This window comes from Dactylosporangium sp. NPDC049140 (assembly GCF_040648435.1).
Map to the genome: position 1 here is coordinate 25,864 of NZ_JBEZDS010000035.1, position 24,419 is coordinate 50,282.

The following is a 24,419-nucleotide window of genomic DNA, read 5'->3' on the forward strand; positions in this document are numbered from 1 at the left end:
GCGCACTCTCGACGGCGGGCAAACCGGCGGCAAACTCTTGAAGGCTTCGTGATCCACCTGGCGGTTAGCCGTGTCACCGAGTGGCGCCACGCTTGCGCAGGATAGCCAGGGACACCGAGCGGCTCTGTCGCATACGCCGTTCGGCGTGATCGAGGCAGGCTTGAACAGTGAGCGGTGTCCGGCGGTGCCTGTACCGGGCCGTGGAATCGAAGCCGCCGACAGCCGCCTGATGCACCGGCTCAGACCGATGCGCGGACTCCGCACCGACCGGCTGAGCGTGTCGGCGGTTTCGTCGGTGTGCGGCCGCGTCGCCGCGCCCAGCTCACGAGTCCCCGAGGGAGGTACCAGTAATGGCGTTCAAGGCCGAGTACATCTGGATCGACGGCACCCATCCGACCGCGAAGCTTCGTTCCAAGACGAAGATCGTCGCCGACGGCGCCGAGCTTCCGCTGTGGAGCTTCGACGGGTCGAGCACCAACCAGGCGCCCGGCGACAAGTCCGACTGTGTGCTGAAGGCGGTGTTCACCTGTCCTGACCCCATCCGTGGCGGGGACAACGTGCTGGTCCTGTGCGAGGTGCTCACCATCGACATGGCGCCGCACCCGACGAACACCCGGGCCGCCTGCGCCGAGATCGCGGCGATGTACGCCGACCAGGAGGCGATCTTCGGCATCGAGCAGGAGTACACGTTCTTCAAGGACGGCCGGCCGTACGGCTTCCCGCCCATTGGCTTCCCCGCTCCGCAGGGCGGGTACTACTGCGGCGTCGGCGCGGACGAGGTCCACGGCCGCGAGATCGTCGAGAAGCACATGGACCTGTGCCTGGCCGCCGGCCTGCACCTGTCCGGCATCAACGCCGAGGTCATGCCCGGCCAGTGGGAGTTCCAGATCGGCCCGGTCGGCGCGCCGCGGGTCGCCGACGAGCTGTGGATCGCCCGCTGGCTGCTGTACCGCATCGCCGAGGACTTCGGTGTCGCCGCCACCCTCGACCCGAAGCCGGTCAAGGGCGACTGGAACGGCGCCGGCGCGCACACCAACTTCTCCACCAACGCGATGCGCGACAACTACGACGCGATCATCATCGCCTGCGAGGCGCTCGGCAAGCGCGTCTCGGAGCACATCGCCGGCTACGGCGCTGAGATCGAGCACCGCCTGACCGGCATGCACGAGACCGCCCCGTGGAACGTCTACAGCTACGGTGTCTCCGACCGGGCCGCCTCGGTCCGCATCCCCTGGCAGGTCAAGGTGGATGGCAAAGGGTACATCGAGGACCGCCGTCCGAACGCGAACTGCGACCCGTACGTGACCACCCGCCTCATCATCGAGACCTGCTGCGGCGCGCTGGCCGGCTGACGTACCGCCAAGGAAGGGGTGCCGCGCGAGGAGTAGCGTGCACCCCTTCCACCGGTCGCGGCGGTCAGCCTCGCTCCGCCGGCACGGCCCACCGCGACCAGCCGGCGTCGCCCTGGTCGAGCAGCGCGGCCAGCCACGGCAACAGCTCAGCCAGCTCGCTTGCGTGGCCGCTCAGGTCGAGCAGGCCGGGTGGGCGGAGCTGGCATCTGGTCCACAACCTCAGCGATGCCGTCAACCAGCTCGTCACCAAGCACCGCCCAGCCCGTCTCCCGCACCTGTATCAGGCCTGGGCAACCGTCGTGGCCTCGCCGCCCTCCGGCGACGACTCGGCGAGCAGGCGGCGGTGCAGCTCGGTGGTCAGCACGTGGATCTGGCGGGTCAGCTCAGTGTTGGTCTTGAGCTCCAGCTCCTGCTCGTTGAAGTCGTGGTCGGCCTTCGCTTGCTGGAACACCGCCTGGCGGTTCTGGCCGATCATCACGAACGTGGAGAGGAAGATCGCCTCGAGGGACACCACGAGCGTGAGCGTCGGCCAGGGGCTGCGCTCCAGCCACAGCATCCAGACGGCGAACAGCACGGCGTGGACGTACACGAACGGCATGGAGCCCGCGAAGGCGGTCACCGCGTCAGCGACACGCAGCTGGAGGCTCGCGGCCATCTTCGCCTCGTGCGCGACGTTGACCGGATGGCGGGGGCGGGAGGTTTCGTCGGCCACAACTCACTCCGGAGGACGGCTGTCGGGTGACGCGCATCCTACAAGCGGTTCCTGAGAACGGTGCCGCCGAAGATCGGCATAACTTCGCCGGCGGGTCAGGGGCGCCGAGGCATGGCGTTGCAGAGTGAGGTCAGGGTGGTTTCCCAGGCGCTGTCCGAGACGGCCGAGTAGTTGACTACCAGAGCGTCAGGTGAGGGTGAGCTGGTCAGTGACTCGTGGCGGAAGTCGGAGAGGGAGCTGATCTGCAGGCCCTGGCGGCCGGCGGACGCCAGGACCGCAGGTTCGGTGTGCGATGGGAGCCGGAGTACCGCCTGGAGGCCAGCCGGGGTGTCGGTGACGTGGACGTCGGGGGCGCTGCGGGCTAGGGCCGCGATCAGGTGGTCGCGGCGGCGCCGGTAGGTCTGGCGGCGGGTGCGTACGTGGCGGTCGAAGGCGCCTGAGGTGATGAAGTCGGCGAGGGTCAGTTGTTCGAGCACGCTGACCGTCTCGACGCGTCCCTTGGCGGCCGCGACCTGCGGCAGGAGGTGGCCGGGCACCACCATCCAGGCCACGCGGAGGGCCGGTGCCAGTGACTTGCTGGCCGTACCGAAATAGACGACGCGGTCCGGGTCAAGGCCCTGCAGGGCGCCGACGGGCTTGCGGTCGTAGCGGAACTCGCCGTCGTAGTCGTCCTCCAGGATCAGGGCGCCGGTGGTACGGGACCAGTCGAGAACGGCCGCCCGGCGTTGCGGAGACAGGACGGCTCCGGTGGGGAACTGGTGGGCGGGGGTCAGCAGGGCGGCGCCGACGCCTTTCAAGGCGACCAGCTCGTCGACGCGCGCGCCTTGGTCGTCGACCGAGAGCGGTGGGATGGTCAGGCCGGCGTCGAGCAGCAGCGCACGGTACAGATCCAGGCCGTAGGCCTCGACAGCGACCGATCGGGTGCCGCGTGCTTTGAGCGCCTGGGCGGTCAGTGTCAGGCCGTGGTGAAAGCCGGAGCAGATGACGATGTTCTCCGGGTCGGCCGACACGCCGCGGACTCGGGCGAGGTAGCCGGCCAGAGCGGTGCGTAGTCCCATCCGGCCGAGGGGATCGCCGTACCCGAAGGCGTCGTGCGGCGCCGCGCTCAGCACCCGGCGGGCGGCTGCGAGCCAGGCGGTGCGGGGGAACTCCGCGAAGTCTGCGGCGCCGGGCATCAGACCCTGCGTCGGCCGGGGCCGCTTCGGTGCGGCCACGGCGGGTGTACGGCGTGGTTCGGCCCGCTGAGCGACCCGGGTGCCGGAGCCTTGCCGCGCGGTAAGCCATCCCTCCGCGACCAGTTCAGCGTAGGTCTCCGTCACGGTGCTCCGGGAGACGCCGAGGTCGGTGGCCAGCGTGCGCGACGCGGGCAGGCGCGTCCCCGGCGCCAATCGTCCCGAGCGCACCGCCTCGCGCAGGGCGTCGGACAACCCCGACCGTAGTCCGCTGCCGGTCAGCTCCAGGTAGAGGTCGACGCCGGCCTCAGCGAGCGAATTGGTCTGCGATTTTCCCACAGAAATGGATTCTACTACCAGACCATTTGCTCCCTAGCGTGGAAGCACAACGTCGGATCTAGGAGTCCCCGTGTCATCCCATCGCATTTCCCCCGGTCTGGCCCTGGCAGGTGCCGCGCTCGCGTTCAACAGCCTCTATCTCGCCGCGGGCGCCCTGACCCCGCTGCTGGTGGTCTACCGCAAAGCGTGGAGTTTCCCGCCGATGCTGCTCACGGTGGCCTTCGCGGTCTATGCGATCGGGTTCCTCGCCGCCGCCCTCACCCTGGGATCACTCTCCGACCACCTGGGCCGGCGGCCGGTGCTGCTCGGCGCCCTGGTCGTGCAGCTCGCGTCAAACCTGATGTTCCTCTTCGCCCCCGGCGTCGGCTGGGTGATCGCGGGCCGGGTCGTGCAGGGGGTGGCCAGCGGCGCGGCGACCGCAGCGTTCACCGCGGCCCTCGTCGAGCTCGCGCCAGCCCAGCGGAAACGTCTCGGCCCGCTCCTCGGCAGTGTCGCGCTCACCGGAGGCCTGGCCGCGGGTTCCCTGCTCGCAGGCCTGGGCATCCAGCTCACGCCGCACGCCAACACCATCGTGTTCGTTGCGCTCATCGCGTTGACCGTCGTCGGCGGCATCGCCATCCTCTTATCGCCCGAAACGATCGGCCGCGGGCCCGGTGCGCTCGGCTCGATGATCCCCAATGTCGCCGTTCCGCCCAGGGCCCGCTCCGAGTTCCTCGCCGCGGCACCGGTGGTCGCCGCGGTCTGGATGCTCGCCGGGCTCTCCGGAGGCCTCGCCCCGAGCATGGTTCAAAGCGTCTTCCACCGCGACAGCGGCCTGCTTGACGGGCTCGCCGGGTTCATCGCGCCGGCGGTCTCGGTGGTCGTCGGCCTGTCGTTCGCCAACGTCCGCGCGCGTACCGCGATGACCGCCGGCATCATCGCGTCCATCATCGGCCCGGTCGGCATCGCCGTCGGCGCCGCGGCCGGCAGCCTCGCCACGATGTTCGCCGGGCAGGCGATCGCCGGCCTCGGGTTCGGTGCGGCCTTCACGGCCGCCTTGGGCCTGATCGTCCCGCTCGCCGACCCGGACCAGCGCGCCGGAGCCGTCGCCGGGATCTATGTCGTCTCGTACCTCGGACTCGGGGCGCCCGTCGTGATCGCCGGAGCGCTCACCAACGTTCTGGGTGTCGTTGCGACCGTCGGCGGGTACAGCGCCGCGGTCGTGCTCCTCGCCCTGATCAGCCTTATCGCACAACGACGCATCAAGCGGCGTACCCACCGGGAAAGAAAGCAAGGTAGACACATGCCCTCCACCCACCACCAGCGCGTATTCCTCGCCGGAGCGTCCGGCGTGATCGGACTGCGACTGATCCCCCTGCTCGTCAAGGCCGGCTATGTCGTCGGCGGCATGACCCGCTCGGCCAGCAAGGCCGAGCAGCTGCGCGAACTCGGCGCCGAACCGATCGTCTGCGACGTCTTCGACCGAGACGCCCTGATCAAGGCCGTTCGGGACTTCGCACCCCACGTGATTCTCAACGAGCTGACCGATCTGCCGGACGACGTGGCAAGCATCGGCACCCACGCGAGGCGGAACGCCCGCATCCGTACGGAAGGAAACCAGAACCTGATCGACGCCGCACGGCAGAGCGGATCGCCCCGGATTCTGGCCCAGACCGTGGCATGGCAGCTACCCGAAGGGCCCGACGCCCAAGCCGTGAAGGAGCTGGAGCACTCCGTGCTCGCCGAGGGCGGTGTCGTGCTGAGCTATGGGCAGTTCTACGGCCCCGGCACCTACAACGAGGAGCACCCGCCAGCGGATCCGCGAGTCCAGATCGACCGCGCTGCCGAGCGGACTGTCGAGCTGCTGGACGCGCCGTCGGGCGTCATCGTCATCACCGACTGAGAGCACCGAGGCCGGGGCTCCCCGGCCCCGGCTCCAGGTCTGGATCATCAGGAGGTATTCCGGCCTGCGTACGATCGCTGCATGTATCCCTGCATTGCGCAGGGATGCGACGCGTGGGGTTCACATCCCCCTTCGACACAAACTGTTTCCCAACGGCGCATGCCCGGAGTCACCCAAGCGTGCGCCATTTGTTTGTCCGGATGGAATGTGAGCCGGAGGCCGAGCTGCCGGGCTGGCCGTTTCAGGGTGCAGCCGTGAGGCCAGAACCCGGTACCGACGGCCGGATGACACGAGGGTAGTGGCGGTTTCGTCGTGATCCGGCCACAACGTGACGATCGGCTCGAGGCGCGGCGGATGCCCACGCGTGCGCGCTAACCTGGTTGGCGTGTGATTGTGGCCATATTCGATCCGGGCTGGCCTATTTGTCGAGCAGGCCCTTATTGGCCGTGTCCGCGATCGTCGCTTTGCCGGTGGCCGCTGTTGTCGGTCTGAGCAGTTCGGGGCTGCTGAACCCGTGGTGGTCGCTTTTCCTCAGCGACGTCGGGCAGGTCTCCGCCGCGCTCGCTGGGACCCTCGCCTGCTGGATCACCGCCGCCCGGCGTTCCGGCGCGCAGCGGTGGTGGCGGCTGTGGATGGGCGTCGCGACATGCGGTTGGATGATCGCGCAGTCCCGCTGGTCCTGGCGCCAGCTGTTCCGCGACGGCGGGCTGCCGGTCCCGTCGCCGGCGGATGCCGTCAACCTGATCCTGGTGGTGTTCGCGCTCGCGGCGATCATCGTCCTAGCCGCCGACCGGCCCGCGCAGAGCGCGCTGCGGCGCCCCGCGGGGCTGCTCGTGATGCTCCTCGACGGGTTCATTGTTGTGGGCGCGTTGTTTGTGCTCACCTGGGCCACCGCGCTCGGGTCGGTGGTGCGGGTCGGTGCGGCCACCCCGCTCGGCTACTGGGTTGCGATCTCGTTCCCGGTCGCCGATCTGCTGCTGACCGTCATCGTCATTCTGGTCATCGCGGTATCCGCGTCGGCGGCGAACCGGGTACAGCTGATCATTCTCGGAGCCGGACTGTTCTGCGTGGCGTTCTCGGACAGCGTCGTCGCATACCTGCTGTCGGCGGGCGCGCAGAGCATGCCGCCGCTGGCCAATGCCGGGTTCGTCGCCGGGCCCGCGCTCGCCGTAGTCGCCGCGCTGACACCGACCCGGGAGACGCCGCGCTGGGCGGTGCGCCCGGACGCACGCTGGGGCCACCTGTTGCTGCCCTACGTGCCCGTCGCCGGTACGGGCTTGCTGTTCATCGTCCAGCTCGTCCGGGGCACCGCGATAGACAGGGTCGAGATCGTCGTCGGGACCGTGGTCATGGGAATGCTGATCATCCGGCAGGCGGTCACGCTCGTACAGAGCGCCAACCTGGTCGCGTCGCGGGCGCGGCTCGTGCTCGCTGCCGACCAGACCCGCCGACGGCTCGAGCGCGACCTCCACGATGGCGTTCAGCAGCGACTCGTCTCCATGGCGCTGGACATCCGCCAGGCGCAGGCGGACGTGCCGCCGGAGCTGACGCAGCTTCGGCAGCGGCTTTCCGTCGTCGTGTCCGGGTTGAACGGTACGGTCGACGACGTGCGGGAGATCTCGCGCGGCGTGCACCCTGCGGTCCTCTCCGAGGGCGGCCTGCGACCCGCGCTGCGCACGCTGGCCCGCCGCTCCGCCCTCCCGGTGGAGCTCGACGTGCACGTGGACGGCCGGCAGCCGGAACCGGTCGAGGTCGCGGCGTACTACGTGGTTGCGGAGGCGCTGACGAACGCCGTCAAGTACGCCCAGGCCACGCTCGTCAACGTCCACGTGCAGGTTCGGGGTAACTACCTGCACCTGTCGCTGAGTGACGACGGCGTCGGCGGCGCGGACCCGAAGCGCGGTACAGGCCTCATCGGACTCATCGATCGCGTCGAAGCACTGGGCGGCGCCCTCGCCCTCGACAGCCCGCCCGGCCAGGGCACCCGCCTGCATGCCGATTTCCCACTCAACCGATCGTGACCCGGTTGGAGTAGCAGCGGGTCGTGCGCCGGCAGAATCCGACGCCGCGGCCGGACAGGGCGGACCGAGCGTGCTCGCCGCCCTGATCAAGCTCCTACCCCGGGCGTTGACGGCGCACCGGCTCGTCACCCCCGCCACAGGCATGCGCTGGCATCGGCAACTGGTCGCTCGCCATTGGGCATATTTCAACCGTCCGGTCGGCCGCCGATCGAAACGCGGGTGGCCACGAGTCCAACGCGTCGGGACCGTCCGTGGCTTGTCGCCGTGCTTGATGAGCAAGAGCCACGAGCGCTCGCCCGGGTGAGCTGCACGCTACAGACATCAGATCACTGGCGCGGTTGGCGGGCGACAAAATTCATCAAAATCTTGCTTAACTCGACAGACGTATGTGAATATGCCAGCACGCAGACCTGCGTGTGGCCTCTCCGCCGACTTCACGAGACCCTCGCAGGGCTGAGACATCTGATGTCTTGACCCACGTCTATTTCAACCTCATTCTCGGTCAGCTCGCGCACTGGCGGTACAACGCCACCAGGCTCTACGGCGCGCGCGGCTTCCTGGCCCCGACCCGTACCGACGGCGAATACGGGCACATGCTGCATTTCGACAGCGGAGGCTTCCCCGGGCAGTGCTGGACGGGAGGCGCCGACTGGCTGCTGTACCCGCTTTTGGAGTACTACGAGACCACCGGCGACGCGACCTTCCTGAGCACCAAGCTCGGCCCGGCCCTGATGGAGCTCGGCCTGTTCTACGAGGACTTCCTCACCCGTACCGACACGGGCGGCAAGGTCATCTTCGTGCCCTCCTTCTCCGTGGAGAACACCCCAGCCAGCACCGGCCAGCATTTCGCCATCAACGCGACCGGCGACATCATGGCCGGCAAGCACGCCCTTCAGGCCGCCATCGACGCCGCCAACACCCTCGGCGTCGAGCAGGGCAGCGGGCAGGGCGTGCAGCGCTGGACCGCGCTGCTGGCCAAGCTTCCGAACTACACGGTCAACGGCGACGGCGCGCTCGCCGAATGGTCCTGGCCCGGCCTGACCGACAACTACAACCACCGGCACGTGCAGCACATGTACGGGGCCTGGCCGCTACACGAGGTCAACCCCGAGGACCGGCCCGACCTCGTGGGGTACGCCCGCCGGGCACTGGACCTGCGCGGCGACGAGAACTATTCGGCCCACGGCAGCCTGCACCGCGCCCTGGCCCGGGCCCGGCTCAAGGACGGCCCCGGCGTGCACGGCAACCTGTTGAAGATCTTCGGCCGGAACATGGTGTGGCGGTCCCTGATGACCTCGCACAACCCGAACCTGAGCATCTACAACTGCGACGCCGCCAACACCATCCCCGCGGTGCTCGCCGAGGCTCTCGTGTACTCCCGGCCAGGCGTCCTGGAACTGCTGCCCGCCCTGCCCGACCAGCTTTCCCGGGGCACCATCAAGGGGGTCCGCGGCCGCAACCGCATCCTGGTCCAGAGCCTCAGCTGGGACACCGCCGCCCGCACGGCCACGGTCACCCTGACCTCGGCCATCGCGCAGAACATCACCCTGATCTGCCGCCGTGGCATAACCTCCATCAGCACCACCGCCACCGTCGCCGCGTCCCCGCTCGGCAACCACGCGCGCGTCGTCTCACTCCCCGCGAACGCCACCATCCAAATCACCATCGGCCTCACCGGGGTCTACAAACTGGTCAACCGCAACAGCGGCAAGGTTCTGGACGTCTCCGGCGCATCCACCGCCGACGGTGCGAAGGCCATCCAGTGGCCGTGGACCGGCGGCGCCAACCAGCAGTGGACACTGCTGCCCAACTCCGACGGCTCCTACCGGCTCCGCAGCGTCAAGAGCGACAAGGTGCTGGACAGCCCGGGTGGGTCCAGCCAAGGCGCCGCCCTTGACCAGTGGACCGACAACAACAGCGATAACCAGTGGTGGAAGCTCGTCCCCGCGACCACGAGCGGGTACTACCGGCTCGTCAATGTCCGCAACGGATGGTGCGCCGACGTGTCCGGCGGCTCCACCGCGGACGGCGCGAGCGTCATCCAGTGGTCCGTCAACAGCGGAGCCAACCAGGAGTGGCAGCTCGTCGCCGTGTGAACCGCGGACACCCAAACACAACGCCCGCCCCGGACGCACCTCACGCCCATGTCTCCTGGAGGGACCCCAGGCGGGAGTCGGCGTTCGCCCCACCCCGGTCGGACCTGGCCGCCACCCAGGCGACCAGAGCGGCTGCATCGATCGCCCGCGTCGGATTGGGCCCGTCGATGCAAGCACCGCCAGCCCGGAGCCCTTTTTCATCAACGACACCGACGAAAACTCGTCGCGGAGGAGACATGATGCCCAGAGGTGTCAGTCGCAGGAGTGTGCTCGTAGGCATGGGCGCGATGAGCGCCGCCGTTGCCTTGGATCAGGTCGTACCGGCGCCGGCGTACGCCGCCACCGGCGCTGGTCCGCTGCCGCTCCCGCCGCTGCGCATTCCCAAGACCGACCTGGGTGTGGAGCAGCAGCCGGACGACAAGGTCCAGTGGCTGCACGACGCGAAGCTCGGCATGTTCATCCGCTGGGGCGTCTATGCTGGCCCGGCCAAAGGTGAGTGGTACATGCACAACGCGGCCGTCACGCCGGCGAATTACCGCAGGTATGTCACCGATGCCACGGGTGAGCAGTTCACCGCCAGTGCCTACAACCCGGGCAACTGGGCGCAGTTGGCGAAGGACATGGGCGCGAGGTACACGGTGTTGACGGCCCGCCACCACGACGGGTTCGCGCTGTGGCCGAGTACGCACCCCAACGCGTGGACGTCCGGGCAGGCTCCGCTGAACCGGGACTTCGTCAAGGACTACGTGGCGGCCGTCCGGGCCGCCGGGCTGCGGGTCGGTGTCTACTACTCGCCGATCAACTGGCGATACCCCGGGTACTACGACGTGTACGGGACCAACTGCGCGACCAACCCGTGGGGTTACACCACCGATCCCGCGCACAAGGAGAACGCGCGGATCATGAAGAACGAGGTGTACCAGGCCGTCCGGGAACTGGTCACCAAGTACGGCGTGATCGACGACTTCTGGTGGGACGGCGGCTGGGTCGCCGAGCGGGGTTCCGACGCGGACGGGGCCTTCTTCTGGGAGCCCGGCCAGTTCCGCGACACCGCCAACCAGTGGCCGGTCGACGCCGCCTACAGCGAGACCGACCCGGCCACCGGCAAGCCGCTGGGCCTGACCGGCCTGGTGCGCAAGTACCAGCCCAACGTCCTCACCACGTCGCGCTCCGGTTGGATCGGCGACCACACCAGCGAAGAGGGCGGTTCCGTGCCGACCGGTGCCATCCGGTCCGGCAAGCTCGCCGAGAAGTGCTTCACCGTCGGGGGCAGCTGGGGCTACAACCCCGGCGCCGGCGTGATGAGCTACAGCGACACGATGAACGTCCTGGTCAACTCGTGGGTGCGTGACATGACGTGCCTGGTCAACGTCGGACCGGGACGGTGCCGACGGCCCAGGCCGACCTGATGCGGCGGATCGGCTCGTTCATGTCGACGTACGGTGCGGCGGTGTACGGCACCCGCGGGGGCCCCTGGAACCCGGTGGACGGCCAGTACGGCTTCACCTACCAGGGCAGCACCTTCTACACGCACCTGCTGCCCGGCTATAGCGGCACGAGCTTCACGACACCGCCGATCGGCGACGCGCAGGTGTCCCGGGTCTTCGACGTCGCCTCGGGCGCCAACCTGTCGTACACGGTCAGCGCCACCGGCCAGGTGACCATCACCGGCATCAACCGCACCAGGGCCCCCGAGGACAGCGTCGTCGGGGTCACGCTCGACCGGTCCGTAGCGCCCGCCGACATCGCCGCGGGCAAGACCGCCACGGCCAGCAGCGAGGAGACCGCCCAGGGCAACACGGCGGCCAAGGCCGTCGACTCTTCCACCGCCACCCGCTGGTGCGCGAACGACGGCAACACCGGGCACTGGCTCAAGGTGGACCTCGGGTCCACGAAGCCGGTCACCGGCGTCCGGATCGCGTGGGAGCTCGACGCCGCCAACTACCGCTACCGGATCGAGGGCTCCACCGACAACGCCACCTGGAGCACCCTCGCTGATCGCACCGCCACCACCGGCACGAGCCAGGTTCAGGTCGCCGCCTTCACCGCCCAGGCCCGGTACGTGCGGGTGACGGTCACCGCACTGCCCTCCGGGGTCTGGGCGTCCATCCGCAACCTCGAGGTCTACGACCGTCCCTTCGCCGCGGAGGCCGGCCCCTTCAAGCTGGTCAACCGCAAGAGCGGCAAGGTACTGGACATCAACGGTGGCTCCACCGCCGACGGCGGTGTCGCCATCCAGTGGACCGACAACGGCGGCGCCAACCAACGGTTCAAGCTCGCCACCACCACCGACGGCTCGTACCGGCTGGTCAACGACAAGAGCGGCAAGGTGCTGGAGAGCCCGGGCAACTCGGCCCAGGGCGCCCAGCTCGACCAGTGGACGGACAACAACGGCGACAACCAGGGGTGGAAGCTGATCCCCTCCTCGACCACCGGCTACTACCAGATCGTCAACGTTCGCACCGGATGGTACGTCGACGTCGAAGGCGGCTCGACCGCCGACGGCGCGAAAGTCATCCAATGGGTCGGCAACGGCGGCGCCAACCAGGATTGGCAGCTCGTCGGCCTGTGAACCACCGCAACAGGATCAAGGCATCCGAGGGGGCAACATCGCAGAAAGCCGGCGAATTGATGCTGAGGACCAGGCGGTGACGGCTCAGGAGGCGGCCCGGCTCCGGCGGCGGCGCCACACTGCGACGGCGAGCGCCCCGAGCACGGCGAGGCCGGCGGCGGCAAGGCCCCAGCCGAGCGCGGACTCCCGCATCGCCGCGGCCGGCATCGGACCGCCGCCGGCCTCGCGGCCGCCGCGCCCGCCGCCGGCGGTGGTCGGGGCGCCGTGCAGCACGACGTCGTTGCCGTCGCCGCCGACGTAGCTGATCGTGTAGCCGCCGATCGAGGCGCCTTCGGGCAGGCCGTCGAAGGTCCCGCGCACCGGGGCGGTGCCGGTGTTGTCGATGACCGTCTCCACCTGGTCTGGGGCGATCCGCAGCGCGCCGGCGAGCGTGACGTCGCCGGCCACCGTGAGCCGGTTGGCCGACAGGGTCGCGCCCGGCCGCTGGGTGTATCCACTGTGGATGGTGAGCCGGTCGGCGCGGACGGCGCCCCCGTTGGTCAGTGGCGCCTCGACGGTGCCGGTCGCGTCGAGGGTCGCGCCCGCCTCGACGGTGACACCTGACGCGCCGATCGACGCGGTCGCGGCGCCGAGGCGCAGCGTGCCTTCGCGCACGGTCCACGCCCCGCCGGGCGTGCTGCTCGCGCCGGTCAGCGTGAGCGTGTCCGGGCCGGTCTTCGCCACGCCGGCTCCGCCGGTGCCGGTGATGGCGCCGGCGAAGGTGGTCGCCGCGGAGGCGCTCACCGTCAGGGTGCCGGCGATCGCGACCGTGCTGCCGGCCGTACCAGCGAGATTATTGATCTTTTGGTCTCCGGCGCGGGCGAGGTCCAGGCGGGCGCCAGGGCCGCTCAGGTCGACGCCGCTGCTGGTGGCGATGCTGCCGCCGGTCAGCGCGACGGTACCGGCGGCGATCGTGGTGCTGCCACGGTACGTCGTCTGGCCGGTCAGCGTGGTCGTGGCAGCGCCGGCCTGCCGGACGGAGCCGGCGCCGCTGATCTTCGACAGGGTGAGGCCCTGCTTCGTGTTCTGCAGGATGAGGGTGCCCTCGTCGAGGATCTGGGACAGCTCGGTCAGCAGCAGCCCGCTGTCCCCGGCCGGGGTGCCGTCACCGAGACGCAGGGAGGCGCCCCTGCCGATCGTGGTGCTGCCGTCGTAGTTCTGCGGCGCGCTGAACGTGACGGCGTTGCCGGGCGTGGCGGCGATGACCACGTCGCCGCGGCCGGGCTCCGCCAGCGTGTCGTGGTACCTGCCGCCGGAGATGGGCGCGTCGAGCGTCACCGGGCCGTCGTAGTTGAGCGTCAGCCGGCTGCGGTCGCGGCCGTCGAAGTGCATGTTGACGTAGACGGTGTTCTCGTTGCCGGGCAGGAAGAAGCGGTTGTTCGTGCCGTCGCCCCACTCGACGGTGGCGCCCTCGATGTTGATGCCCCGCTTGTTGTCCCGGTGCGCGACGCCGGCGAAGTTCAACGACGGCGAGCTGAGCCTCGGGTCGGTGTCCGAGCCGTTGTCCGACCAGCTGTAGACGCCGGTCATCCGCACGACGCCGCTGCCCCAGGTGTGGAAGTTGATGTCGTTGCCGTACACGCGCGAATAGACGTCGGCGCGGTCGGTCACCGTGGTGTTGTCCGGTGCCCCGTGGATCAGCGAGCCGTAGTTCATGATGGTCTTCGCGTTCGGGAACGCGGTGACGTACTGGTTGGTGCCGAAGTCGGCGCCGGTGCCGACATAGAGCGTCCCGGAGAACGGGTGGCTGCCGGCCAGGCCGATGCCGGGCCAGGTGGACCGGCGCTGCTTGACCACGCCGGTGCCGCTGATGATGCCCAGCTGTACCCACCGGTGGACCGCCACGTCCAGCGTGCCGTCGACCTGGTGGTTCAACGTGTTCAGGGCGACGCCCGGCGCCTGGACGTAGTGCCCGATCGCGCCGTCCGGCCCGGTCCCCGACCCGTACTGCAGCGTGGCGCCCCGCTGCACGACGACCGCCGGCGGGTCGGGATTCTCGATCGTGCTGACCGGGTGGTTGCCGCCGACCGTGACGACCTTCTGGCGCTGGCGGTCCTTCGGCAGCGTGAAGTCGCTGTCCCGGGTCAGCACCAGGGTGCCGCTGCCGGCGACGGTGAACGTGCCCTCGCCGGAGATGGTCCCCGTGTAGGTGGTGACGCCGCCGTCCAGCCGGACGGTGGCGTCACCGGCGAGGACCACGTCGCGGTTGGCGCGGATGTCGGCGCTCACGTCGACCCCGGCCGCGTGGACCGGCGTGGCCGGCAGCGCGACCAGCACGGCCGCGGCCGCCGCCGCGAACAGGCGCCGCCTGCGGTTGTTCCGTCTTCCCGTGCGTACAACCACTTCCGACACTCCCGACTCCCGATGCGTCCGGTCCCCCGACTGGCTGACCGTCGGCCGCCGGCCCGGATAACGCAAAAGTGCGCCGGAGTCTCAACGCTGGCGGACGTCGCTGGCCTGCGGGACCGTCGCCGGGTCGGCGGGTGTCCCCCGCGTCAGGTACTGCGGGACCGAGGCGCCGTCGGTGCCGGTGTCCCGCGTGAACCCGTACCGGATGGGGCCTTTGCTGGGCGGGGTCGTTATGTCGTCGGTGATCCGCTGCCAGGTCGACACGGTCGGGAACAGGTTGTAGTCGGCGCCGCGCTCGTTCTGCCGGAGCGTGACCTCGCCGTCCAGGTAAAAGTGCTCCTCCACCCACATCTGTTGGGCGCCGGCGGGCAACACGATCACGCCCTGTTCAGGGTTGCCCATGAACGTGTGATCGGCGGGCTGGCCGGGCTGCACGTCGTCCATCCGGCGGCCACCGCCCGAAGCGACGTGGAACAGCCGGCCGGCCAGGCCCGTCCAGGACGGCATGACCAGGCCGCCGGCGCGTTCGGCGAAGACCATCTGGTACGTCACCGTGAAGTAGCCACGCCCGCGCAGCGTCACGAAGTCGCCGCGGTGCACCATCGGATGGTCGTTGCCGCCGGTCTTGGACGGGTCCTGGCTGGCCACCACGGCCAGGGTGCCCTCCGGCCGCTTCGGCAACGGCGCCGGCGGCTGGGTCTTGGGCGGCGCCGGTTCGACGGCGTCGACCGTGCTCCCATATGCGGCGGCGGCCGAGGTACGGGAGGATGCCGGGCTCCCGGAAGCCGCCGGGCTCGGCGCCGCACTCGCCGGCGGCGGGGCCGCGGCCGGCCGCGAGGCGGCGGCGGTCGGCGCGGCCGGTTCCCGACGGTCGAGGTAGCCGATGCCGACGCCGCCGGCCGCCACTATTGCGCCGGCCACCACCGCGACGACGGCCTTGGCCAGCGCGGACTGGCCGAGCCAGGCGACGCCCTGCGTGGCGCCGCCGGCGGTGGTGGCCGTGGCGGCGGTGGTGGCCGTGGCGGCGGTGGTGGCCGTGAGCGCGGTGGCGCCGGCGCCGCTCAGCAGCGTGTCGGCGGCCACGGCGGCGGGCAGCGCGACCGGCACGGGCACCAGCGCGAGGTTCGCCAGCAGCCGCTCGGGCGGGATCAGCCCGGCCCGCGCCGGGTGACAGGCCGCGCAGTCACGGGTGTGCCGGGCGATGCGCTTGCGCCACAACGGGCTGGGCCGCCCGTCCCAGCCCATCGTGAGCACCATGAGGTCGGGGCAGCCCGGCCGGGTCCGCAATGCGCCGACCACCGAGCGCGCGGCGTCCAGCTGGGCGCGCATGCGCTGGACCCGGACCGCGACGTGCGCGGCGGGCAGGTCGAGCGCCTCGACGAGCTCGCCGCGGTCGATCTCGCCGGCGGCCTCCAGCCACCACAGCGACAGCAGCTGCCGGTCGTCACCGTCCAGCCAGCGGGCGGCCTCGACGATCTGCCGGCGCTGTCCGGACAGGCCAAGGCGCAGGATCGTCAGGTCGGCGAAGTCCGCCCCCGGGTCGGCCACGGTGTCGAAGTCGGCGGCGGCGCCGCGTTCGGTCGCGGCCTGCCGCTCGGCGAGCCGGTTGCGGACCTGGCGTATCGCGATCGTGACGAGCCACGAGCGGAACTTCGCCGGCTCACGCAGGCCCGGCAGGCTGCGGATCATCCGGACCATGGTGTCCTGCACGACGTCGTCGACGTCGGCGTGGCCGGCCAGCGCCCGCCCGACCACGTTGTAGAGCAGCGGCAGGTACGCGGCGATCAGCTCGTCGAGGGCACGCCGGTCACCGCCCTGCGCGGCAACCACCACGGACTCCGTGTCCATCCCGTCCCGGATGAGCATCGCGCCATGTTAGCGCTCACAAGGCCCGCGCTCCAGAGTTGCATCGCAGTGCCGGCCCCGGAGCCTCGCCAGTTGTCTCTTGTTATCCGGCTCAACGCCATCCGGTCTCCTGGTCGTAGCCAGTGCCAGGGCTGGCCCGACGACGAAGCTTGGCTGGGATGGGAATCCACATGGACGTTGGGTACGAGCAGGGTTTTCACGCGGACGAGCGGCCGCGCAGGCGGCGCCGCGCGCGCCTTTACGCGATCCTGGTGCTGCTTGTGGCGAGCGCGAGCGTGGCGTACGGGATCCACGCCTTCGGCGCGCGCTCCGGCGCCCCGTCGGCGGGACTGGACGTCGCGGCGGTGGCCGACCCGGCCGGTGTACCGTCGCCGCAGTCGAGCCCGACGTCCTCGCCGTCGGTATCGCCCTCGGCCTCGACGAAGCCGACGAAGAGCCCGTCGAAGAGCCCGTCGAAGATGCCGCCGCGGTACGGCAGCGTGGTGGACACGGCCGACGCGGCGCCACCGAAGAACCAGCCGCCCCGGCCGCTGCCCAAACGCCCGGAGGGCAGCCTCGTCACCGCCGTCGGCGGCCATTACCAGGACGGTCCGCACCCCGGGTGGATCGCCGGCCGCTACGTGATGATGTACCGCGGCGACTCCGTGATCCTCGAGGGGTCTGCTGCATCACGCGGTACGGCGAGACCCGCGACACCGGGGACGACGGCGCGCCGGTGCCGCAGTACTGCACCCGCGACGACGACGGCACCCGGACGTCGGGTGAGGGCGGCTATCGAGGAGAAGACGTGCGGATCGAGGTCGAGCACGAGGCCCTGTTGCGGTTCGGGACCGGGTCGCCGGTGCGAGCGGCATCGGCGATCGCCCCACTCGGCGACGGCTGGCTCGTCGCACAGGACGACGCCACCCATGCCGCGTGGGACCGGCCGGGTGGCACGACACCGGTCCGCGTCCTGCCAGCCGTGGACGGCCACGAGGTATTCAGCTCCTCGGCCGGAACCAAACACCTCAAGCCGGACTTCGAGGCGGCGTGCCAGATCCAGGTGGACGACCTCGTCGGTGTCCTGTTGCTGGGCTCGGGCTCGACCCGGGCGCGGATGCGGTCGTCGTTCGTGACTCTGGCCACGCAGGGTCCGACCTTCGTCGTTGCGGACCTGGCCGGGCTCTACGACGCAGTCGCCGACGCCCTCGACATGCCGGCCGGGCAGCTCAACCTGGAGGGCGCCTGTCGGCACGGCGACCGGCTACGCTGGTTCCAGCGCGGCAGCGCTGACACCGCCACTCCGTCCGCCAGCGTCGAGGTGGACGTGCACGAACTGCTGCTGGCCGCAACCGGCCGGATCCGGCCCGATGCGGTCACCGTCGACGGAACCCGCCGCTACCAGCTCGGCACGGTCCGCGGGATCCCGCTCGCAGTGACCGATGCCGCGGCCCTGCCGGATGGCCGCATCCTGGTCAGCGCCGCGGCCGAGGACACCCCCAACCCGGTCGACGACGGACCGGTCGTGGCCGCGGCGCTGGCCCTGCTCGACGACGACCGCGTCCAGGCCGTGACGCCACTGCCCCATCGAGGCGACGCGGTCCAGAAAATCGAAGGACTCGCCCTGCACACGGTCGAACGCAGCGGTGCACGGCTGCTCGGCGTGGTCGACGCCGACGACCCGGCCACCCCATCGACATTGCTGCATCTGCGCGTGTTCTGGTAAACCGTTCTGGTCAGTGGGCCAACCTACCGCGGCACGTCGGGAGCCGGACTGAACGCGCCACCGGTGACCACGTCAATCCCTGCGGACGCCGGCCTATACCCCGCTGCGGGTGAGGCAGCCCGGCCGTGCAGGTTCCATGCTCAGCCCGTGGGCGCGAGTTCGTCCGGTCAGCGCACCGCGCCGGCCGGCGCGGTGGTGCTGACGGCCGCACTGATGGCCGTGGTCGCCGCGGCCGGGCGGCTCGGGCCGCCACACACCATGTTGATCGCCGGCCCGGTCGGTGCGCTGCTGCTGGTGGAGGTGGCCAGGCGCGCGGGTCTGCACGCCGACGATCTCGGTCTGAGCCGGCGGTCGTGGCGCAGCGGCGCGGCCTACGCGGGCATCTGCGCTGCCGCGGTGGCTGTCGCCTACACCATGGTCGCGCTGGTGCCCATCACGCGCTGGGCGTTCCGCGACGAGCGGTACACGACCGCCATGGGCACGGCGGTGCTCACTGCGCTGGTGGTCGTGCCGCTCGGCACCGTACTGTTCGAGGAATTCGCGTTCCGCGGCGTGCTGTGGGGACTGGTGCGCTCTCGTCGCGGCCCGGCGCGGGCCACCATCGTCTCGTCGGTGCTGTTCGGGCTCTGGCACATCCTGCCGTCGCTGCGCCTCAATCGTGTCAACCCGGCCGTCGCACGGCTGGTCGGGCCCGGCCCGACCGGACAGGTGCTGGCGGTCGCCGGGGCGGTTGCCTTCACCGCCCTCGCCGGGTTCGTGCTGTGCGAGCTGCGTCGGCGCAGCGGCAGCCTGCTGGCGCCGATCGGGCTGCACTGGGCGGTGAACGGGTTCGGAGTGCTGGCGGCGGCCGGCGCGGCGCGCTGAGGGCCGGCGGTGGCCGCATGAGTTGTACGCGCGGCGGGGTGGAGGACGCGATGACCGGGACGGTCCGCCGACTCTGGCGGCGAGCACTGCATCGCTGGCACTACAGCTTCGTCGGCGTGACTGGCGCGTTGGTCCTGTTCTGCCTGTCGCTCACGCCGTCGCTGTTGCCGCGGGGCAACCTGCTCCAGGGGCTGATTTCCGGGATCTCCGCGGCGATCGGGTACGGCATCGGCGTTGTTGCGGTCTGGCTGCTGCGCAACGTGGTCGTCCGGCCGCTGCCCCGGCCGGGTCCGGTGGCCTGGCGGTGGCTCGCGGGCATCGCGGCCACGACGGTGGCGATCTTCCTGTACCTGGGGGCCGGCTGGCAGACCGAGGTCCATCGGCTGGCAGGCGTCGACCCACCGGCGGGGTACGGCTTCCCGACCGTGCTGCTCGTGGCCGTACTCACCGCGGCCGGAATCGTCGGCCTCTTCCGGCTGCTGAGCTCGGCGGCCGGACGGATCGCCGCGTTCGGCGGCCGGTGGATCCGACCGTCGGCCGCCCGCGTGATCGCCGGCGCGCTCGTCGCGGTCATCGCACTGGGTGTCCTCAACGGCGTCGTCATCAACGGGTTCTTCGCCGTCACCGACACCATGTTCCGCTCGATCAACAACGAGACACAACCGGGCACCGAGCCCCCGGACGACGCCCTTCGCTCGGGCGGGCCCGGCTCGCTGGTGTCCTGGGCATCGCTGGGCAACCAGGGCCGCCAGTTCGTCGCCGACGGGCCGAGCGCGCAACAGCTCCAGCAGTTCGCCAACCAGCCGGCGATGCGACCGATACGCGTATACGCCGGGCTGGCGTCCGCGCCGACGTCCAGGGAGCGTGCCGCCCTGGCGGTCCGGGAGCTGGAACGCACCGGCGCCTTCGACCGCAAGGTGCTCTGCGTCATCACCACGACCGGCACGGGCTGGGTCGACGAGAAGTCGGTCGCCCCGTTGGAGTACATGTACAACGGGGACACGGCGATGGTCGGCCTGCAGTACTCCTATCTCCCGAGCTGGCTGTCGTTCCTCGTCGACAAGCAGCGCGCGCACGAGGCCGGGCGGGACCTGTTCAACCAGGTGTACGGCGCATGGTCACGGTTGCCGTCGGGCCACCGCCCGAAGCTCGTCGTCTTCGGTGAGAGCCTGGGCGCGTTCGGTGCCGAGTCGGCGTTCAGCGGCGTCGACGACATCCGCAACCGGGTCGACGGCATGCTGCTCATCGGCCCGCCGAACAGCAGCGCCCAGTGGCAGCAGATCGTCGACGAGCGCGACGCCGGGAGCCCCGAGATACTGCCGATCTACGAGCAGGGCGCGACGGTCCGTTTCGCCGGTGATCCGGCATCCGACCTCGATCACCCGGCGACCGTATGGAACAACCCGCGGATGGTGTACCTGCAACATGCGTCCGACCCGATCGTCTGGTGGTCGCCGCGTCTGATCGTCAGCCGGCCGGAATGGCTGGCCGAACCGCGGGGCCGAGACGTGTCGCCGGATATCCGCTGGATCCCGTTCGTGACGTTCTGGCAGGTGACCGCCGACATGGCATTCTCGACCGGGGTGCCCGCGGGGCACGGGCACAACTACGGGCCGTCGGCCGTGCCGGCATGGGCCGACGTCGTTCCTCCTCAAGGATGGACCCGGGACCGTACCGCCGAGCTGACCCCGATCATCGCCAGTGGTGGTGATTGAAAGTGGTGGCTTGACATGGCGCGGAGCCGCTCCTCGCGCGCCTGCTGCACACCGTGAGCCTCGACCTCGACGCAATCGTGCTCACCGCGGCGCGCAAGTCCGTCCTGCGCCGCGCTCGATGCTGACGACGCGACCGGTCCGCCACTCCCCCGCGATCTCGTACCGCTGCTCCACGCGGATGTGGGCGGCATCGACGCGGATGACGTTCCACGAGCGGGGCACCCCCCGCAGCCGGGTGCTCGTCGCGGTCCCGGCCACCACCTCGGCCAGCTGTTGCCCGGACGGCAGGTCGATCGCGCGCATGGCCGGCACGTGCGTGTGCCCGGCCAGGACGATGTCGACGCGCGCGGCGGCGGCCGCTCGCATCAGCGCCGCGCGGCCGAGCATCCGGGCCAGGCCGCCGGCCGACGGCGGGTGATGGAGCGCCAGCAGGCGAAGCGCGCCGGCCGGCGCCGACCCGAGGAAATCCTCGACCAGTGCGGACTGCTCTCCGCTCACCCGCCCGCTCTTCCAGCGCCAGCGGGGCATCGTCTGCAGCCCGAGCGCCCTCACGCCGGGCAGGTCGAGTCGCGGGTCGAGCTCTCCATCGATCCATGTGCGGTAGCGGGCATACGGTGCGACGAGGCGGCCGAGCGCGAGTAACGGGATGTCGTGGTTCCCCGCCACCACGAGGCGGGGCGCCGGAAGCCGCTCGAGGACGGCGCGGGCTTGCGAGAACTGGCTGGTCCGCGCGCGCATCGTGCAGTCGCCGGTGACGACCAGCAGCGTGGGAGCAGTGGCCGAGACGTCGTCCACCAGCGTCTGCACAACTTGGGGCGGGTGTGCCCCGATGTGCAGATCCGACACGTGCGCGATGACCAGCGGCGGCCGGACCGGGCCGGCGTTCACGGCCGGCGCCGGCCGGCGGGGAAGGCGAGCCGGCCGAGCCGGCGCCAGTCCAGCGGGGGCCGCGGCCGGCGGTCCGGCCGGCTGCGGGGCACCCGGACCCGCAGCGCGCCGGGCCGGATGCGGCATCGGACCGGCGTGGACAGCCGGACCGGCTCACCATCGACACCGGCCGGGATCCACGGCGTGTCCGCGTCGACGACGACCTCGTCGGTCGTGCAACGGGCGAGCCCCTTCGAGCGGCCGCCGCGCATGAGCCGGACCGCGTCGGAGGCGCTGTTCGCGCTGACGGCGAGCACGCCGAGCACACCGTCGGTGAGGCGTTCGCGCCGGCCCGTCCCGATGACGTCATTGACCGCGTACGGGTTGTTGCTCACCAGGATCGCCTGCGGCCCGGACACGAGCGTCTGCCCGGCGCGCAGCCGCAGGTTCGGGTCGTGTCCGGCGGTCAGCAGGTCTGGCAGCAGCTCCAGCGCGGTGCCCGCCTTGTCGTCGCGGTAGGCCGGGCTCTGCACGAGCGCAGCGTACACGCCGAACGAGGCGTTGTTGACGAACATCCGGTCATCGACGAGCCCGACGTCGGTGCGGATCTCGACGCCGTTGGTGAGCGCGTCCAGGCCGCTCGCCGGGTCGGCGCGGTCCAGCCCGAGGTCCATCGCGAAGTGGTTGCGCGTGCCGGCGGGGATCACCAGGAACGGCAGGTCGTTGTCCACGGCGACCGCGGCGACCGCTGCCTGGGTGCCGTCGCCTGCGGCCACACCGAGCAGGTCGGCGCCGGCTCGCACGGCCCGGCGGGCGAGCGCGGCGACGTCGACGGTGCCCACCTCGTCCAGCAGCACGACCTCGGCGCCGAGCGCGCGGGCCTTCCGCGCCAGGTCGCATCGCTGCACCTTTCCGCCTCCCGACCGGGGATTCATGATGAGGTACGGGTGCAGCGGTGGCGGGACCTCGGACCCACGGGCGTCCTCGGCCCGGCCGGTCCGCCGCAGCGCGACCACGCCCGCCGCCGCTGCGGCGAGGCTCAGCGCACCGCAGGTCAGTACCAGCCACAGCAGCTCGGCCCGCACGTACAGCGTCACCACCGTCACCGGCGCGGCGATCGTGACGGCGGCCGCGGCGAGGCGCCGCAGGCCGCGGCGGGCGAGGAACCACCACAGACCGGCGACGCCGGCCGCCGCGCCGGCGGCTCCGACCGCGAGCAGTCCGATCCCTCGCAGTCCCGCGACGCCGACGAGCAGTCCGATGGCCGCCGCGGCCGCGACGAACGCCGTTCGCGCCAGCCACGTCGCGGCACGGTCGCCGGTCGCCGAAGGACCCTGATCCATTCGCGTACCGCCTTCCCCCAGCCAGTGTCTCTCGCTCTCGCGGCCGGGCCGGTTGGCGTCGCGCGGATGAGGCCCGCCGCCGGCGCCGGCCGCGGCTGGCACCGCCGCCGGCGCGCTACTGATGCGCCGCGACTCACCGTCGCGCAGATCGACCTGCAGGAAAGTCCGCTGTTGCGCGAGCCGCCGCACCCGGAGCGAGGTCAGCCGGAGGTCGCCTTCCTTCCCCCTCCAGGCTCGTACATCCCATGCACGTGCCCATCCCCCGCCACGGGTGAGAGGCCAACGAGCGACGTCGATGTCACGGCAGGGTATGACGCGTCCGAATGCGGCGGCATATCCGACGAAGTTGCTGGATCGCGGTGCCCACACCCCATCAGCGCCGCCGCACGACCACCGTCGCGTACCCCTGCCGGCCGACCGTGGACACTGCGCAGGGCGGCGGTCGTCTTTCTGCTCGGCCGGCCGCCGCAATCCGACCGGCTGGGCGGCGGCAATCTGCCGGTCGCGCCGACGCCTATCGTTGCGACGGCCGGCCGAAGTCGACCCGCACCGTCTCGAAGCCCTTGAAACGCTGAGCGGCCGCGAGCGTCGTGTAGATCCGCCGGTCGGCCTCGGTCAGTTCGACGTCGTCGGTGAACGGCGCGAGCAGCGCCCGGGGCCACAGGCGGTGGTTCGCGATCATGTTGATCTCGGCGCAGAGCATCAGCACGAGCGCTTGCAGATATATCCAGGCGAGCGCGGCGAGTACGAGTCCGAACGTGCCGTAGAGCGCGCTCGTGTGGCTGAGCCGGGCGGCGATGAATCGAGCGCCTACGGTCTGCAACACCATCCAGAACGTCGCGGCGATCAACCCGCCGGCGATGACCTGGCGCACCCGCAGCGTCCGGGCGGTCAGCAACTGCATCGCCGCGGTGAACAGGCCGGCATTGATCACGAACGTCAGCAGGTAGCCGAGGAACTGCAGTCCGGGCCCGGACCGGCCGGTGAGCTCGTTCGCGAAAGCCAGGAACGTCGTGGCCGCCGCCGACAACAGCACCGCGCCGCCGAGCATCAGCAACAGCCCGAGGCTGCGCAGCCTGGACCGGATCGGATTGGGCTGTTCGTTGCGCGGGACGCCGTAGATGTGATTGAACCCGGCCTGCGCGGCCTGCATCGCCCCCAGCCCGCCGTACAGCGCACCGAGGACGCTGAGCACCAGACGCATGCCGCTGCCGCGCAACCCGCTGACGTTGCGCTGCAACTCCGGCCCGATGCCCGGTAAATCCCCCACCGCCGTCTGCACCAGCTGCTGGTGCAGGCCAGGGTTGGCCTCCAGGAAGAAGCCCAGCGCAGTGAGGAACAGCAGCGTCAGCGGGAACAGCGAGATGAAGCCGTAATAGGTCACCATCGCGGCAAGATACGGACCACGGTCGTCGACGAACTTGTAGACCACCGCCAGCGGGAATCCCAGCCAGGCGTGCCGGCGCTGGTAACGATCCAACCACGCGACCACGGCGACCACCTACCCCGTCGCCCCAGCGTCACG

General features: G+C 70.8%; 18 protein-coding genes. 9 read left to right on the top strand and 9 right to left on the bottom strand.

From position 1 onward, the window contains the following. Window positions 1–350: 350 nt before the first annotated feature. Window positions 351–1,352, top strand: coding sequence for a glutamine synthetase GlnII (gene glnII / locus AB0B76_RS39620; protein ID WP_360385369.1), 1,002 nt, complete (start codon window positions 351–353; stop codon window positions 1,350–1,352). Between the two features lie 64 nt (window positions 1,353–1,416). Here the strand turns inward: glnII and AB0B76_RS39625 are convergent, their stop codons facing one another. The 3 genes from AB0B76_RS39625 to AB0B76_RS39635 all read right to left on the bottom strand — a co-directional run bounded on the left by AB0B76_RS39625 (window position 1,417) and on the right by AB0B76_RS39635 (window position 3,575). Next, window positions 1,417–1,599 (bottom strand): hypothetical protein, encoded by a 183-nt coding sequence (locus tag AB0B76_RS39625; protein WP_360385371.1) that lies wholly within the window; start codon window positions 1,597–1,599, stop codon window positions 1,417–1,419. 33 nt (window positions 1,600–1,632) lie between these two features. After that, on the bottom strand, window positions 1,633–2,064 hold the full coding sequence (locus AB0B76_RS39630; RefSeq protein ID WP_360385373.1) for a DUF1003 domain-containing protein: 432 nt from the start codon (window positions 2,062–2,064) through the stop codon (window positions 1,633–1,635). 95 nt (window positions 2,065–2,159) lie between these two features. After that, a complete protein-coding gene (locus tag AB0B76_RS39635; protein WP_360385375.1) occupies window positions 2,160–3,575 on the bottom strand; it encodes a PLP-dependent aminotransferase family protein in 1,416 nt (471 codons plus the stop codon). 70 nt (window positions 3,576–3,645) lie between these two features. On the opposite strand from AB0B76_RS39635, the gene AB0B76_RS39640 reads away from it, so the two are divergent. The 5 genes from AB0B76_RS39640 to AB0B76_RS39660 all read left to right on the top strand — a co-directional run bounded on the left by AB0B76_RS39640 (window position 3,646) and on the right by AB0B76_RS39660 (window position 12,146). Then, window positions 3,646–5,457, top strand: a complete 1,812-nt coding sequence (locus AB0B76_RS39640; RefSeq protein WP_360385376.1) for an MFS transporter — start codon at window positions 3,646–3,648, stop codon at window positions 5,455–5,457. A 446-nt stretch (window positions 5,458–5,903) separates the two neighbouring features. Beyond that, window positions 5,904–7,478 carry a histidine kinase gene (locus AB0B76_RS39645; protein WP_360385378.1) on the top strand — a complete coding sequence of 525 codons (1,575 nt, stop codon included), beginning with the start codon at window positions 5,904–5,906 and terminating at the stop codon, window positions 7,476–7,478. Window positions 7,479–7,948: 470 nt separating this feature from the next. Then, window positions 7,949–9,574 carry an RICIN domain-containing protein gene (locus AB0B76_RS39650; RefSeq protein WP_360385380.1) on the top strand — a complete coding sequence of 542 codons (1,626 nt, stop codon included), beginning with the start codon at window positions 7,949–7,951 and terminating at the stop codon, window positions 9,572–9,574. Window positions 9,575–9,861: 287 nt separating this feature from the next. Next, complete coding sequence (locus AB0B76_RS39655; protein WP_360385382.1) at window positions 9,862–10,983, top strand: alpha-L-fucosidase; 1,122 nt, start codon at window positions 9,862–9,864, stop codon at window positions 10,981–10,983. Beyond that, window positions 10,959–12,146, top strand: a complete 1,188-nt coding sequence (locus tag AB0B76_RS39660) for an RICIN domain-containing protein (protein ID WP_360385384.1) — start codon at window positions 10,959–10,961, stop codon at window positions 12,144–12,146. Before AB0B76_RS39655 ends, AB0B76_RS39660 begins: the two co-directional genes overlap by 25 nt. Before the next feature lie 84 nt (window positions 12,147–12,230). On the opposite strand, the gene AB0B76_RS39665 is transcribed toward AB0B76_RS39660, so the two are convergent. The 3 genes from AB0B76_RS39665 to AB0B76_RS39675 form a co-directional block, all read right to left on the bottom strand. Continuing rightward, window positions 12,231–14,537 (bottom strand): autotransporter-associated beta strand repeat-containing protein, encoded by a 2,307-nt coding sequence (locus tag AB0B76_RS39665; protein ID WP_360385386.1) that lies wholly within the window; start codon window positions 14,535–14,537, stop codon window positions 12,231–12,233. Between the two features lie 81 nt (window positions 14,538–14,618). After that, window positions 14,619–16,400, bottom strand: a complete 1,782-nt coding sequence (locus AB0B76_RS39670; RefSeq protein WP_360385388.1) for a sigma-70 family RNA polymerase sigma factor — start codon at window positions 16,398–16,400, stop codon at window positions 14,619–14,621. A 238-nt stretch (window positions 16,401–16,638) separates the two neighbouring features. Continuing rightward, window positions 16,639–16,962, bottom strand: a complete 324-nt coding sequence (locus AB0B76_RS39675; RefSeq protein ID WP_360385390.1) for a hypothetical protein — start codon at window positions 16,960–16,962, stop codon at window positions 16,639–16,641. Between the two features lie 225 nt (window positions 16,963–17,187). Between AB0B76_RS39675 and AB0B76_RS39680 the strand changes: the two genes are divergently transcribed. The 3 genes from AB0B76_RS39680 (at window position 17,188) to AB0B76_RS39690 (ending at window position 20,684) form a co-directional block, all read left to right on the top strand. Further along, window positions 17,188–18,105, top strand: coding sequence for a hypothetical protein (locus AB0B76_RS39680; protein ID WP_360385392.1), 918 nt, complete (start codon window positions 17,188–17,190; stop codon window positions 18,103–18,105). Between the two features lie 147 nt (window positions 18,106–18,252). Continuing rightward, the gene (locus AB0B76_RS39685) at window positions 18,253–18,969 is read left to right on the top strand and encodes a CPBP family intramembrane glutamic endopeptidase (RefSeq protein ID WP_360385394.1); all 717 of its coding nucleotides are present in this window, start codon (window positions 18,253–18,255) and stop codon (window positions 18,967–18,969) included. Between the two features lie 17 nt (window positions 18,970–18,986). Next, complete coding sequence (locus tag AB0B76_RS39690) at window positions 18,987–20,684, top strand: alpha/beta-hydrolase family protein (RefSeq protein ID WP_360385396.1); 1,698 nt, start codon at window positions 18,987–18,989, stop codon at window positions 20,682–20,684. Between the two features lie 81 nt (window positions 20,685–20,765). Here the strand turns inward: AB0B76_RS39690 and AB0B76_RS39695 are convergent, their stop codons facing one another. The 3 genes from AB0B76_RS39695 to AB0B76_RS39705 form a co-directional block, all read right to left on the bottom strand. Then, window positions 20,766–21,572 carry a metallophosphoesterase gene (locus AB0B76_RS39695; protein WP_360385398.1) on the bottom strand — a complete coding sequence of 269 codons (807 nt, stop codon included), beginning with the start codon at window positions 21,570–21,572 and terminating at the stop codon, window positions 20,766–20,768. Beyond that, window positions 21,569–22,894, bottom strand: coding sequence for a diacylglycerol kinase family protein (locus tag AB0B76_RS39700; RefSeq protein WP_360385400.1), 1,326 nt, complete (start codon window positions 22,892–22,894; stop codon window positions 21,569–21,571). Before AB0B76_RS39700 ends, AB0B76_RS39695 begins: the two co-directional genes overlap by 4 nt. A gap of 514 nt (window positions 22,895–23,408) precedes the next feature. After that, on the bottom strand, window positions 23,409–24,386 hold the full coding sequence (locus AB0B76_RS39705) for a YhjD/YihY/BrkB family envelope integrity protein (protein ID WP_360385402.1): 978 nt from the start codon (window positions 24,384–24,386) through the stop codon (window positions 23,409–23,411). Between the last annotated feature and the right edge of the window lie 33 nt (window positions 24,387–24,419).